Here is a 12,517-nt window from a genome sequence, read left to right as displayed (position 1 = left end):
GACAGGAATGACCGAACAAACTATGGCAGCAGGTTTTGCAGCAGCATTTGTCGACTACGCCTGCGCGCAAGGTGCAAGTCGTGAGGCGTTGCTGGCTCACAGTGGTCTGACCGAGGATGATTTATCCGATCAGGACAATCGCATTCCAGCAATGGCGTATCAGGCGCTTATAGGCAGCGCGATGCAGCAAACAGGCGATACCGCACTCTTGCTGCGGCACACGCTCGAGTCGCGGCTTGAGATGATTTCGATCGTCGGACAGATCGTTCACACGTCCGCATCACTTGGTCACTCAATCGCGCAGTTGAACCGCTACCTGCGCCTGATGGCAGATGTGAACCTGACCGAGGGCAGCGACAGGTTTGAACTGCTGCATACGGACGCGGGCCTTTGGATCGTGGATCATCACGAAACGCCGGACGATCAATATCTGGCGGTTGAGGCATCTTTCGCGCGCTTCATCAGTGAGTTTCGCAGGTCATTTCCCGACGCCACCTTCGAGATCGGGATGGAGGTGACCTATCCACCTCCGCCGCATGTGGATCAATATCCAGACCTGTTTCGTGTGCCCGTCCAATTCAATTCAAGCCGCAATGCGCTGCAAATCGATCCGGTTTGGGACAGCCCGGCGACGCAGTTCGAGCCGGGCAATGCATATGCTTTTGGCATTTTTACGCGTCACGCCGATGAAATGCTGGCAAAGCTACGGACAGATGTCTCCGTTCGTGCGCAAATCGAGGCTCAGATCCTCCCCAAGATGCATGAAGGGGCGATCTCCATGGACAAAGTGGCCCAGGACCTCGCGATGAGCCGCCAAACGTTGTATCGGCGTCTGAAGGATGAAGGGATCACGTTCGCCGAGATACACGACGATCTGCGCCAACGAATGGCGCTGGAATATCTCGAAGGACAAAAGGTGACGGTGAACGAAGCCGCCTATCTGTTGGGATTTTCCGAGGCTTCATCCTTCGTGCGCGCCTTCAAGCGTTGGACCGGTTTAAGCCCAACCGCCTACCTAAATCAGGCAGCCTGACGTCACTTTGTAACGAAGTGTCAATGCAGTGATACCTGCGGTCATGCCCTGATCGCACACGGCCGGCTATCAGCTTTCTCAACAGTACAATGAGAAAGATCAGACCCATGCAAACGCGAGCGACCCTGACCGCAGCCCGATTGCCGCTCATGTCCCCAATTGCCGACAGCAATGCGATGCCATAGTCATTAAATATCTGCGGGGCGTCAGCTACCGCGTCGTCGCCTGACGACGGGCCGGACCCATGAAACGTGTCGTCATTGCAGGCGCGACGGAATGTCTTGGCCGTCACCTTTGCGCAGAATATCAGCAGCTTGGATGGTACGTGATCGCGCTTGTCGGCAATGCCAGTCAAGCCGGACTGATTGCAGCTGATCAACTGGCAGAAGCGCAAGCCACAAATCCCGCGACGCTTGTTGGCGTCATGGCTGGGGCCGACCTGATTGTGTCCTGTCTTGGAATGACACGGCAACCGGACAGGGCTGGTAATGGGGATGCCGACTACCAGGCTATTCTGAACCTGCTGCGCGAGGCGGAGCACACGGGTGTGGGACGTTTTGCCTATGTCTATTTCGCAGAGGCCGAAGTGCAAGAGAGTGCTGCGAAAACAGCCTTCGTGGCGGAATTGCAGCGCTCTGCAATCAAATCGACGGTCATGACGACACGCGACAGCAGCGGGCACGCTCACGCCATCCTCAGCGCATTGGGCATGGACCCGCCTGACGATAAGACCGCCACACGATGCCCAAAAGATGATCTTGAAAACCGCTTCGCCTCCAAAAGAACGCCGAAACTTCACCTTATACCAACCGAAAGGAAATCATCATGACCATGCAACGTATCGGTGGGATTGCCGCCTTGGCTTGTGCCGTAACCTACATTTTTGGCTTTGTTCTGCTTGTCACGGTCTTTGCCGACTCTGGCTTTGGCACGAACACTATCGACGCCGCGGGGATCGTTCGCTTTACCGTCGAAAATCAAGCACTCATGATCACGTGGAACACAGTGATCTATGTCGTCAATTCACTCGCACTTGCTGTGCTGGTCGTCGCACTGGCCAGCCGTTTGAAAGCAAAATCGCCGGATTGGGGCACCATGACGCTGGCCTTTGGCCTCATCTGGACCACGCTTGTCTTGGGTGCAGGCATGATCGGTAACGTCACCACAGAAACGATGGCAGCCTTAGCGCCTGACGACTTTGAAACCGCCGTGCTGACTTGGGAGGTCCTGCACGCAGTTGAACTGGGTCTTGGCGGAGGCAACGAAATTGCCGGCGGGGTCTGGATCCTGTGTGTCAGCATCGCAGGTCTGTTGCATCGGGCTTTGGGTAAGATCGTGATTGGGCTTGGGCTGCTCACCGGACTTGGCGGATTGCTGACGATCCTGCCGCCTTTGGGCGAGGTCGCGGGCGCTGTCTTTGGCCTTGGCGCAATCGCATGGTTTATCGCGGTCGGGCTCTCGCTTCTTTTAAAGCGCGATGCCGTTGCTTAACACGCTCGCGCCTCCACTTAGTCGACATGAGCCAGTAGCGCGAAGTATAAGGGTTTGCGCTTCTTCATGCGCGATAAATCAAGCGTTCCAGCCTTCCCCGACATACGGCGAGATCGAACAGAACGATAGCGATCTGGCGAAAGGCTCCCGCATTGCGCTCTCAATTGGTCGACGTGCCTCGCTCGGCCCCGCGAAGTCGACTGAGTGTGACCGATGTGACGCCAAGAAAAGATGGGATCATGTAATGACCGAATAGCCCTTCATGACGCGTGAATTTCTCGCGAAACCACGCAAGGCGGTCTGCGCCGCCAAGTGCTGCAAGGCACCACTCCCGGTCGGCTTTCAGCGCTAATTCCTGCTGCAAAATCCCGTTTGCCCATTCGCGAATTGGTTCGGATGCGATCATAAGCTCGGTTAAAGCGTTGCTATCCATCTGCGCAACCAACGCGTCCGCATTTACGTCTAGTGAAACGCGCGAGATGCCGTTTCGAGTGCGCGCGACATTTGGTGTGACAACGCAAGGACCAGCGTGAAAGCCGACGCAAATAGCGCGACCATCGGGATCAGTGATTTGGCTGGTGGCGCGTCCATCAAGAATGATGTGTTCGAGAAGGTCAGCTTCGCCCTGTGAGGCAATGTGGCGCCCTTTTTCGAACAGCTCAACACGCCATGCGGCCGCGAATTCACGCGCGGTGTCTTTATCCAAAGCGTTCGGCACACTGGTGAGAAAGGTCAAAAGGTCCAATTCAAGAATCCCTTATCAAACGATAATGCCTGCTTTGGCGGTGCTCGGTACGACGGTTCAAATGATAAGGAGAACAATCAAATGACGATAACATCGAAGCCACACAGTCAGCATGCGGACCCCTCCAACCTGTCGGCGTACGGGGTTTCACAAAGCGTGCGGAAGCGTACCAAGGTCAAAGTGGGTCATTCAACATATACCCGAGAAACGAGCAGTCGCATATTCAGGACAGTTCTGGCCATCGTCGGTGGTTTGACCCTGACGCTTCTCGCGGCTGCGCTTGGTTTGTTTTTCGCGACATCCGGCACATATGAAGTCGCCGCGACTGTTGTCGACGATGCGTCGCTTCCGCAGATTGAAATCAACGGCGTGCGTTTGCATGCAGAGACGCACGGCGACCCCTCGCACCCGGTGATCATTGTGCTTCATGGTGGTCCGGGCGGCGATTACAGATCACAGCTTGCCGCGACATCGTTGGCGGATACCCATTTTGTCGTGTTCTACGACCAGCGTGGCGCGGGACTATCCGAAAGAGTTCCTGCCGAAGAGCTTACCGTGCCCTTGTACATGGAAGAGCTGGACGGGGTGATCGAGAAATACTCCCCGGATCGGCCTGTCACCCTGTTGGGACATTCTTGGGGTGCAATGCTCGCGACCGCATACTTGGGCGAAGCTCCGGAAAAGGTTGCTCGCGCCGTTTTGTTGGAACCGGGCTTTTTCACAGGCGACGAGATGCAAGATTGGATGGCCGAAGCGCGTCCGTATATGTCCGGCCTCGATTTCTATAGGGACGCCGCAGTCGCGGCTTTCCAGTCTCTACATGTGTCTGGTCCCGACTCGAGCGCAGGTCAGGACTATATGATGAGCGAAATCATTCACGCATTCACCAACCATCCCGAAAACCCGTATCATTGCCCCGGCCAAGACTTCGACGCGCCGGCTTGGCGATTTGGTGCAACTGCCAGCCAAACGGCGGGCAAAACCGGTGCGGCCGAAATCGACCTTATTGCAAAAGGTGCAGGAAGCTATACCGGACCCGTTCTATTGCTCGCCAGTGCGTGTAACGACTGGATTGGCGAAGATGCGCAACGCATCCACCGCGACTACTTCCGGGATGGGGAACTGAAGATCGTTCCAAACGCGGGTCACGATATGATTTGGGACAATCCCGACGAAACACTGCCCCTGATCCGTGCATTTCTAGGCGAATAAATCAGAAGCTGGGGCCGCTCCATATCGGCGGCCCTAGTTGACGACCGCGGGCTAGAACTGAGAGTGATCACGACGGGCCTCGCCCTACCTGCCAAATGTGATATCGGACATCATGACGCTCGGGTTGCTGCGATCTGTCGACCTCAAGCGAAGCGAATTTTCCGACACCCGCCACTCCACATTTTGTGCGATGTTGCGACCGGTCACTGGGTCAACTGTATCGAAATTGAACGCGACTATGCCGTTTCTTTGAACGCCAACGATACCGCTGCTGCCTATGCCATCGGGGTTGGACCAGCGGCCAAAAATCTGCTCCTGACCTTCAGAACCTGTCAAAGTGCCTGCCAGCGATAGCCGTCGACCTGGCACAACGCATTGCCCTGTCAGGGTCAGGGTCAGTGCTGCGGCATCGTAGCTGTTAGCTATCTGGCAGCGGATAGTTTCCTGCGGGCCTTGCAATGTCTCTCTTGCCCAGCCTGATCCGCGCCACGCGCCATCCATTTCCGCAAGTGGGTCTGCGAAAGCCGCTGAAGCGGCGAGTATCGCGGCCATGAAAGACATTTTAGCTAAAAACATGCACGGTCCTTTTCCAAGTCAGCAAAGCAGGCAGCAAAAGTAGATCAATCAGCAATGCAGCCCAGAGCGTTACGATCATCATTCCACCAAACAACCGGATCGGGAAGAAATCGCTGAACAGCGTCACGGACAGGCCAACTGACAACAATAGCGTGGTGAGCACGATAACCTGGCCTGCTGACTTGGTCGCCAGTGTTACCGCTTGGGAGGGTGTCCGGCCTTTCGCTTTGGCCGCCGCGAATCTGCTGAGAAAATGTACGGTATCGTCAATAGCAATGCCGAACGCGATTGTCAGCGCCAGCACGGCCGTGGGGCTAAGTTGGCCCTGCGCCCAAAGATGTAGCGATGCGCCGGTGATCATCAATGGCAAGACATTCGGAATAATCAGAATTGGCACCAGTCGTGCCGAGCGAAAGGCAAGCGCAACCAACACCGTCGCGCCAAGCATCGCGACGATCAAGCCGGTCGAAAGTTGCTCGATAAGGCTGACGGCTTCTTGCCGCATGATCGTAGGTAGACCGATAATGGTATCCGCTCCGGCATTTGTGGCCGCGTCGTAAATCTCATCAAAGCGCGCGAGCGTGTCGTCGCTGCGCATTGGCTCCGGCATCGAGATAAATATCCGCGATGCGCTATCGTTTCCGCGAAGCTGATCCACTAAAGCGGATGGCAATGTGTCCAGTTCTTCTTGCGTCGGCGCTGTGTCCGGATGGCCCAGCCAGCGCGCAAAGTTCAACTCTGACAGCACGACCTTCGGGTCGTTTACATCCTCAAGCGCATTCACAATCTTCTGTGTGCTGTTCCAGTCGCCATTGCTTTCCACAACCATCTGAAACACGCCGCCAAAGTCTTTTGAAATAGCATCGTTCGTGGTCAACGTCGCGCTGTTATCAGGTAGGTTCTGATAGAGCGGAAACCATGCTTTTGTTTGAATGAAGCCAAAGCCGGCAAGAACCAGAAAAGCGATACAAGCTGCGATCGTCCTAGCGGGACGTGCTGCCCCCGCCTTTGCCAAACCTTGCGCGAAAGCTGCGCTCATTTGCGGCACAGGCTTGGAAGACAGCGGGATGGACTTCCCCAACAAAGCAAAAGTCGAAATGACAATTGCAAAAGAAAGGAGCGTCCCCACAGACCCCAGAACTGCAAATTCGAAAAGCTGGTCATTGCCGGTTAACATGATGCTGGCAAATGCCACGGCGGTTGTTAGCGCCGTTAATGCGCACGCGGGCCCAACGGTTATCACTGCCGCGCGCACATCTCCCTCTTCTTTGAGATGTCCTGCTAGATGAACGCCGTCAGCCACGCCCAGCACAAGCAGCAGGATCGGGATGACGTTGCTAAGCACCGTGATCGGATAGCCAAGCCATACCGTCAAAGCCAGCACGGCTGCCGTCCCGAAAAGCGCAGGAAAAACCGCGAGAAGTGCTATACGCAGGTCGCGCAGCAACGCAAAGGCGGCGAGTGTGACAATCACCGCCCCCCACAGGTTCAGCGCAATCAAGTCATCCTTTAACCCCGACACGATTTCAGCACTGATCACGTCTTCACCGGTTACATCGGCGGATAAGTTTGTGGGTAGCGCTCGGTCAAGCTCAGCTTGAATCCCAGATAGCGCCGCTGCCGTCGTTGTCCTGTCGGTGTTGATCGAAACACTCAGCAGCATCGCCGTCAGATCATCATTTAGGAAGGCCGGCAGACCTGTCGCGAGCGCCTCAAATGCGACCAGATCATCTTTGAAATCGGGGGCGATCGGTGTGCCAAACAACGGCGAGCCAGATGGGGCATCCGGCGTCGGGGGCCATCGGAGTACAAAAGGCGATGCCACCGCCGTTACCCCCGCCACAAACTCTAGGTCCAATGACACATTGCGCAACGTGTTCATGTCCTCGGCATCCATCGCATCTGGCGACGAGATATGGATCAATGCAGTCGTCAAAGGCGGCGATTGTCCTGCCTCGTAGGCGCGTTGCGCCTGTGAAAGTGGGCTATCGGATAGAAAAACGCGGTGGATATCGTCATCGAACGCCAACCGTGGCAACGTGCTGCCGATAAGAAGCAGTACAGTGAACAAAAGAAACGCAGCGCAGCGCGGAAACCTCAGCGCAGCGAGCCCGAGACGCTCACCGCCGAAGCCGATGCCCAAAGCCAAAGGTCAAGCCGCCCGCAGAGGCGCAAGCGCTTTATGTTCCACGCCAATCCTCACCCACAGCATTGCAGCGTTCAGAACAGTAAATATGACTGCCACCCAAACAAGTCCCAGCACCATTGGCGCGACGATGATTTCAGCCACGACCAGCATATAGTTGGGGTGAGAGACGTATTTGAAGGGTCCGCGCACGACTAGCGGCTCTTCAAGAATGATGATGCGCGTGGTCCAACGGGCACCAAGACTACCCAATATCCATACTCGGAATACTTGCAGGACTGCGAATAAAGCCAACCAACCAAAGGCAACAGCTTCGTCAAAACCGACAAAGACTAGACACGCGATCCACGCGCTGTGCATGACAACCATCACCGGATAATGCGACGCGCCAACCTCGTAAGCGCCTTTGGCAAGCAGCCGTTTGGTGTTCCGCTTTGCGATGACCAACTCACTCAGTCGCTGGACAATGATGAACCCAAGAAAAAGAAGCGTTGCCGTTTCCATTATGCGGCATCCTCACTGACATAAAATGGCAAGAAGGACGCTGTAAAACCCGGCCCCAATGCGCAGGCCATCATTTGGCCCGTTGTTCCCGCGTCAAGAACCGATTTCATAACGAACATCACGGTCGGGGCCGACATATTGCCAGCCGCCCGCAACGTATCGCGCTCAGCATCTAACGAGCCTTGCTCAAGATGCAGTGCGCCTTCAATCGCGTCTACAACCTTCGCGCCACCAGGATGACATACGTACCGATCAATCTGCGCGTGATTAAGATTTGCAGCTTTCAAGGCGCCGTCAGTCGCGGCGGAAAACTCTTCAGTCACAAACGTGGGGATTGATCGGTCAAACACCACGCCAAAGCCTGTCTCGTCGACATCCCATCCCATTATGCCAAGTGTGTCCGGCCACATCTTCTGATGCCCCTTGCCCAACATGACAGCTTTACCATTGGTCGGCGCAGTCGAGCTGATACAAGCCGCCGCTGACCCATCACCAAAAAGGACCGTCGCGATAATGTCGGCCTTCTGAAGTCGATCCGCACGAAACGATAACGAGCAGGTCTCAACAACCACCAGCAAGACTTTTGCATCTGGCATACCTGCTGCAAGGGACTGTGCGACGGACAGCCCAGAGACACCACCCGCGCACCCCAACCCAAATAGAGGGACGCGCATGATGTTTTCGCGAAAACCCATTTCAGAAAAGACCTGAGCGTCCAATGTCGGCGTCGCGATACCTGTCGAACAAACGGTCACGACGCAATCGACGTCCGCGCCGGTCCAGCCAGCATTTTCAAGCGCCAGCTGTGCCGCATCAATGAACATGGCCTTAGCGCCGGACATGAATGCGGAGTTGCGATCCGACCATCCATGATCTTGAAAAAACCAATCAATCGGAACGACGGAATAGCGTTTATCGATCCCGGCTGTATCAAAGGTTTTTGAAAGGCGATCAAATTGCGGATATTTGCCCTGAAAAATGACCGACGCACGCTCGCGGACATCTTCTTGCGTCAAACAATGCGGGGGTACGGCGTTTGAAAGGCCGTGGAGATAAACTGTCATAGCAGACCTTTTAGAATTTTAGGTCTGATGTTGTCGGCGTCAGTCCTCGCCCCGAAAAGGGGGCTCTACTTTTACCGATAACTCTGAGGATGGCGTAAGGTTCCGTTCACGCGAGGCATATCTATACCATTGACTGCTAACTAAACGCGGCGAGTGCCCAGACAGTTAGCAATCCCGAAGTCGAACAGTGCGCTGAAAAACGAAAACGAGGCTCTCTAGATTAGTCGTTTGACCACTGAACTTTGAGGCTTCCAACGGGCGGTTTCGTCTTCAAATCTCGGGACAGGTCCTCAAGCGGCAGGTTCCAAGCGATCTTTCGACACATCTACAAACGCGACCCGGCCCCCTCCATTGATTTCAATGCCATGCCCGTCAGCAAACCCATCGGCCCAGCGCCGAAAATCAGCGCCTCTTCCATCCATCGTTCGTGCACTGCGTCCAGCCCGTTCAGCACACAGCCCATCGGCTATGCAAGGGCTGCCTGCAGAAATCTCATCGCGCAAATGGGATGCACGGCAGACGCTTTCACAACGCTGTATTCGGCAAAGCCGCCGCGCGTCGTGACGCCGCAGGACCGCTAATCATTCCGCACCCCACACCACTCAAGTACCAAATATGGACGTAATCGAAGACAATTGAGCTAAAGTGAAAGACAAGCCAAGCCCAAGCCTACAAACGAAAAAGGCCGCCCAAGGCGACCCGTTCGAAACCATCAAAAGTGGTAAGTGGCGGACTGGGGAGGATTCGAACCCCCGACCCCTTGATTCGTAGTCAAGTACTCTATCCAACTGAGCTACCAATCCGCGTGAGGGCGATTTAGCCCTCGTGGCAGCGCGATGCAAGGGGCAATCTTGTGAAAATCACGATTGGTCCGGTGACGGCACGGCAACGGCCGGAATTGCAATGTCGCCCAGCGCCAGATCGGCCTTTGGTAACTGGATGCAAAAGGTTGTGCCGGTCTCGTCGGTGCGCTGCAATTCAAGCCGCCCGCCATGTCCGCGGATCAGATCGGCTGCAATCACCAACCCAAGACCGGAACCGCCCTTGCGCACACCCCCTTGGAACGGTTGGAAAAGATGTTCGCGGGCCTTGGGGGGCAGTCCCGGGCCAGTATCAGTCACTGAAATCCACCACGATTGGTCATCCTCGTGGCCGGTGATATTGATCTCACCGGGTTTGTGCGTGGCCATGATCGCCTGACGGGCATTGCGCACAAGATTAAAGAGCACGCGGAAAATCTGCTCGCTATCGGCGCGGATCATCATGCTGGCAGGCACGTCTTCGGAGAACGACAGATCATAGTCCGCCGCTGCAAGGCGTTCGCTGTCGATCACGTCATTGACCACCGTCGCCAGCGAGAACCGCGCCAGTGTGGGCTGCGGCTCATCCACCCGGCCAAAGGCAAGCGTCGTTTCGCAAAGATTGACGGCGCGCGTGATCGATCCCACCAGCTTGGGCGCCATCCGCTTCACAAGCGGATCGTCAGAGCTTTCGATCCGGTCGGTGAAAAGCTGTGCAGAAGTCAGGATATTACGCAAATCATGGCTAACCTTGGCGACGGCACCACCAAGCTGCGCCAGACGTTCCTTCTGGCGCAACGCGCCGGTCAGGTCGCTTTGCAACGATTGCAGCGCCTCCTCGGCCTTGCGCAGTTCGATCACCCCCGCAGAGGGTTCGATGATCCGGCGTGCATCCTCTGGATTGGCGGCATAGGCTTGCATCGCATCCACCACGCCCTTGATGGGGCGCACAAGAAACATGCGCACGGCCAGGAACAGCAAAACTGCTGTGATGATCGAAATGACAGCCGACAGAATCAATACGTTACGCCCGTAGGCCAGCATGGCTTCACGCAGGGGCACTTGCTCCATCGTGACTTCGATCAGTAGGCCACCGTCACGCACGGGATTACCCAAGACACGGATGATCCGCGGTTCTGTATCAACCAGCGTCATCATGGCATCACTGATGAGCGCCATCGCAGAGGGATCCCGCATGTCATAGGTCGCGTGAATTGGGGCCGGAATTGGCGACGACAGCGCCAGCAGCCGCGCCTGATCACGACGCAAAACCACGTTGAATACTTCCGCATTTTCAAGCAGTTCCGCCTCAAGCTCGGGCGAGATCATGTCATCGGCTTCCAAAGCCAATGATGCAATCTGCGCCCGCTCCAGACGCGCAAGCAGGTAATCCTCGCGAAAACGCGCCACGGACGGCACAAAGATCAACACCTCGGCCAGCATCACAAAGATGACCGTCAGGATCAGAAATCGCCCTGATAGGGTATTGAGCATCTGTGCCTTCCGCCTCCGCCGCAGCGGCTTTAGGGAATCCAGCGTTGGACCAGCCCAACCACTTTCTTCACCATGCCGCTTTCGAACAATCTGGGGCTAAAGTAAGCACCTGCCGCGCGTTTGTTAACCTCACTAATCGTGGGGTATGGCAGAACGGTATTCGCAATGGCCGACATCTTCATTTTGTTGGCAATCGCCATCGCCCACATGCCGATCAACTCACCCGCCAGATGGCCCGCGATGGTGGCCCCGACCGGACGGCCTTTGACGACCATGACCTTGATCAGACCGGTGGTTTTACGTTCCGCAATCGCGCGGTCATTGTGGGCATATTCAAAGCGCACGACCTCAAGCCCTGCGCCGTGGCGCGATTTTGCCTGCGCTTCGGTCAGGCCGACCTGCGCCAGCTCGGGGTCTGTATAGGTGGCCCAAGGAATGTGGTCGGTCCTTTGCTTGGATGGCAGCGCAAAAAGCAGCGACCGGATCAGCACGCCTGCATGATACCCTGCAACGTGTGTAAATTGCAGGCCGCCCGCGACATCACCTGCCGCATAGACTTTCTTGTTGGTGGTCGAGCGCAGATCGGGGCCAACCTTCAAGCCATGCTTGGTATAGGCAATCCCGCCCGCATCCAGATCAAGCTTGTCGATATTCACCTTGCGCCCCACGGCCATCAGCAGGTGCGATCCTGTGTAATCGCCCTTGGGCGTGTGCACTGTAATCTGGTCGCCCTGTCCGCTGATGCGTTCAGCTTGCGCTTCTTCAACGATCTCAACGCCCTCTTCGCGCAGGCGGTCCAACACGATAGCCGCCGCCTCGGGGTCGTCTTTGCCAAAGGCTTTGCCACCTTCAATGACGGTCACCTTGGACCCCAGCCGCACATGCGCTTGCGCCATTTCCATGCCGATCGGGCCACCGCCAACCACGATCAGGTGATCGGGGCGTTCGCGCAGGTCAAAGATATTTTCGTTTGTGTAGTGCTTTACCCCGTCCAGCCCGTCGATGGGCGGAACAAGCGGGCCTGAGCCCGTGGCTACCACAAAACGGCGCGCTTCGATGATCGTGTCACCGGCTTGCACTTCGGTCTTTGAAATGAAGCGTCCAAATTCCTGAATGACCTGTACGCCAAGCCCCTCGAATCGCTCGACACTGTCAACGGGGGCAATCGTGGCGATCACGTCATGCACGTGATCCTTTGCGGCGGCGTAATCAACTGCGGGTTCGGCCACAGCAACACCATATTTGGCGTTATTGAGACCCTCATGCGCATGCTTGGCTGACGCGATCAGCGCCTTGGACGGGACACAGCCGTAGTTCAGGCAATCGCCGCCCATCTTGTGGCCTTCCAGCAGGACGACCGATGCGCCCATCTGCACGGCACCCGCTGCAACCGACAGTCCGCCAGAGCCACCGCCGATAATACAAATGTCTGTCTTGATCCGGTTCATGGCT

12 protein-coding genes and 1 tRNA gene are annotated in these 12,517 nt (G+C 56.2%); 4 read left to right on the top strand and 9 right to left on the bottom strand.

The window, feature by feature from the left end; translation table 11 throughout:
* The first annotated feature begins 22 nt into the window (after positions 1–22).
* The 3 genes from V8J84_RS15945 (at position 23) to V8J84_RS15935 (ending at position 2,524) form a co-directional block, all read left to right on the top strand.
* Complete coding sequence (locus V8J84_RS15945; protein WP_339932968.1) at positions 23–1,033, top strand: AraC family transcriptional regulator; 1,011 nt, start codon at positions 23–25, stop codon at positions 1,031–1,033.
* 244 nt (positions 1,034–1,277) lie between these two features.
* Complete coding sequence (locus V8J84_RS15940) at positions 1,278–1,862, top strand: NAD(P)H-binding protein (protein ID WP_339932966.1); 585 nt, start codon at positions 1,278–1,280, stop codon at positions 1,860–1,862.
* Positions 1,859–2,524 (top strand): hypothetical protein, encoded by a 666-nt coding sequence (locus V8J84_RS15935; protein WP_339932964.1) that lies wholly within the window; start codon positions 1,859–1,861, stop codon positions 2,522–2,524. Before V8J84_RS15940 ends, V8J84_RS15935 begins: the two co-directional genes overlap by 4 nt.
* Positions 2,525–2,684: 160 nt before the next feature.
* Here V8J84_RS15935 and V8J84_RS15930 read toward each other — a convergent pair whose 3' ends face one another.
* The gene (locus V8J84_RS15930; RefSeq protein WP_339932962.1) at positions 2,685–3,269 is read right to left on the bottom strand and encodes a Crp/Fnr family transcriptional regulator; all 585 of its coding nucleotides are present in this window, start codon (positions 3,267–3,269) and stop codon (positions 2,685–2,687) included.
* 81 nt (positions 3,270–3,350) lie between these two features.
* Here V8J84_RS15930 and V8J84_RS15925 point away from each other — a divergent pair, with 81 nt between their 5' ends.
* The gene (locus V8J84_RS15925; RefSeq protein ID WP_339932960.1) at positions 3,351–4,481 is read left to right on the top strand and encodes an alpha/beta fold hydrolase; all 1,131 of its coding nucleotides are present in this window, start codon (positions 3,351–3,353) and stop codon (positions 4,479–4,481) included.
* Between the two features lie 84 nt (positions 4,482–4,565).
* Here the strand turns inward: V8J84_RS15925 and V8J84_RS15920 are convergent, their stop codons facing one another.
* The 8 genes from V8J84_RS15920 to V8J84_RS15885 all read right to left on the bottom strand — a co-directional run bounded on the left by V8J84_RS15920 (position 4,566) and on the right by V8J84_RS15885 (position 12,513).
* The gene (locus tag V8J84_RS15920; protein ID WP_339932958.1) at positions 4,566–5,057 is read right to left on the bottom strand and encodes a hypothetical protein; all 492 of its coding nucleotides are present in this window, start codon (positions 5,055–5,057) and stop codon (positions 4,566–4,568) included.
* Entirely contained in the window at positions 5,044–7,200 is a 2,157-nt protein-coding gene (locus tag V8J84_RS15915) for an efflux RND transporter permease subunit (protein ID WP_339933166.1), read from the bottom strand. The genes V8J84_RS15920 and V8J84_RS15915 overlap by 14 nt, the downstream gene beginning before the upstream one ends.
* A gap of 9 nt (positions 7,201–7,209) precedes the next feature.
* Complete coding sequence (locus tag V8J84_RS15910; RefSeq protein ID WP_339932956.1) at positions 7,210–7,707, bottom strand: isoprenylcysteine carboxyl methyltransferase family protein; 498 nt, start codon at positions 7,705–7,707, stop codon at positions 7,210–7,212.
* A complete protein-coding gene (locus V8J84_RS15905) occupies positions 7,707–8,771 on the bottom strand; it encodes a type III polyketide synthase (protein ID WP_339932954.1) in 1,065 nt (354 codons plus the stop codon). The genes V8J84_RS15910 and V8J84_RS15905 overlap by 1 nt, the downstream gene beginning before the upstream one ends.
* Positions 8,772–9,096: 325 nt before the next feature.
* Entirely contained in the window at positions 9,097–9,234 is a 138-nt protein-coding gene (locus V8J84_RS15900) for a hypothetical protein (protein WP_339932952.1), read from the bottom strand.
* A gap of 263 nt (positions 9,235–9,497) precedes the next feature.
* Positions 9,498–9,574, bottom strand: a tRNA-Arg gene (locus V8J84_RS15895).
* A gap of 57 nt (positions 9,575–9,631) precedes the next feature.
* On the bottom strand, positions 9,632–11,065 hold the full coding sequence (locus tag V8J84_RS15890; RefSeq protein ID WP_339932951.1) for a sensor histidine kinase: 1,434 nt from the start codon (positions 11,063–11,065) through the stop codon (positions 9,632–9,634).
* 29 nt (positions 11,066–11,094) lie between these two features.
* Positions 11,095–12,513: a dihydrolipoyl dehydrogenase family protein gene (locus V8J84_RS15885; protein ID WP_339932950.1), complete on the bottom strand. Its 1,419-nt coding sequence runs from the start codon at positions 12,511–12,513 to the stop codon at positions 11,095–11,097.
* Positions 12,514–12,517 lie beyond the last annotated feature (4 nt).

Origin of the sequence: Yoonia sp. 208BN28-4, assembly GCF_037543925.1 — a bacterium.
Classification (GTDB): Bacteria; Pseudomonadota; Alphaproteobacteria; order Rhodobacterales; family Rhodobacteraceae; genus Yoonia.
Note: the sequence above shows the minus strand (reverse complement) of the source record. Positions and strands in the feature narration are given on the sequence as shown.

Excerpts from the sequence above, each read along its gene's own strand:
- V8J84_RS15945 (WP_339932968.1), top strand. The coding sequence starts at position 23 with ATGGCAGCAGGTTTTGCAGCAGCATTTGTCGACTACGCCTGCGCGCAA.
- V8J84_RS15940 (WP_339932966.1), top strand. The coding sequence starts at position 1,278 with ATGAAACGTGTCGTCATTGCAGGCGCGACGGAATGTCTTGGCCGTCAC.
- V8J84_RS15935 (WP_339932964.1), top strand. The coding sequence starts at position 1,859 with ATGACCATGCAACGTATCGGTGGGATTGCCGCCTTGGCTTGTGCCGTA.
- V8J84_RS15925 (WP_339932960.1), top strand. The coding sequence starts at position 3,351 with ATGACGATAACATCGAAGCCACACAGTCAGCATGCGGACCCCTCCAAC.
- V8J84_RS15920 (WP_339932958.1), bottom strand. The coding sequence starts at position 5,057 with ATGTTTTTAGCTAAAATGTCTTTCATGGCCGCGATACTCGCCGCTTCA.
- V8J84_RS15910 (WP_339932956.1), bottom strand. The coding sequence starts at position 7,707 with ATGGAAACGGCAACGCTTCTTTTTCTTGGGTTCATCATTGTCCAGCGA.
- V8J84_RS15905 (WP_339932954.1), bottom strand. The coding sequence starts at position 8,771 with ATGACAGTTTATCTCCACGGCCTTTCAAACGCCGTACCCCCGCATTGT.
- V8J84_RS15900 (WP_339932952.1), bottom strand. The coding sequence starts at position 9,234 with ATGGGCTGTGTGCTGAACGGGCTGGACGCAGTGCACGAACGATGGATG.
- V8J84_RS15890 (WP_339932951.1), bottom strand. The coding sequence starts at position 11,065 with ATGCTCAATACCCTATCAGGGCGATTTCTGATCCTGACGGTCATCTTT.
- V8J84_RS15885 (WP_339932950.1), bottom strand. The coding sequence starts at position 12,513 with ATGAACCGGATCAAGACAGACATTTGTATTATCGGCGGTGGCTCTGGC.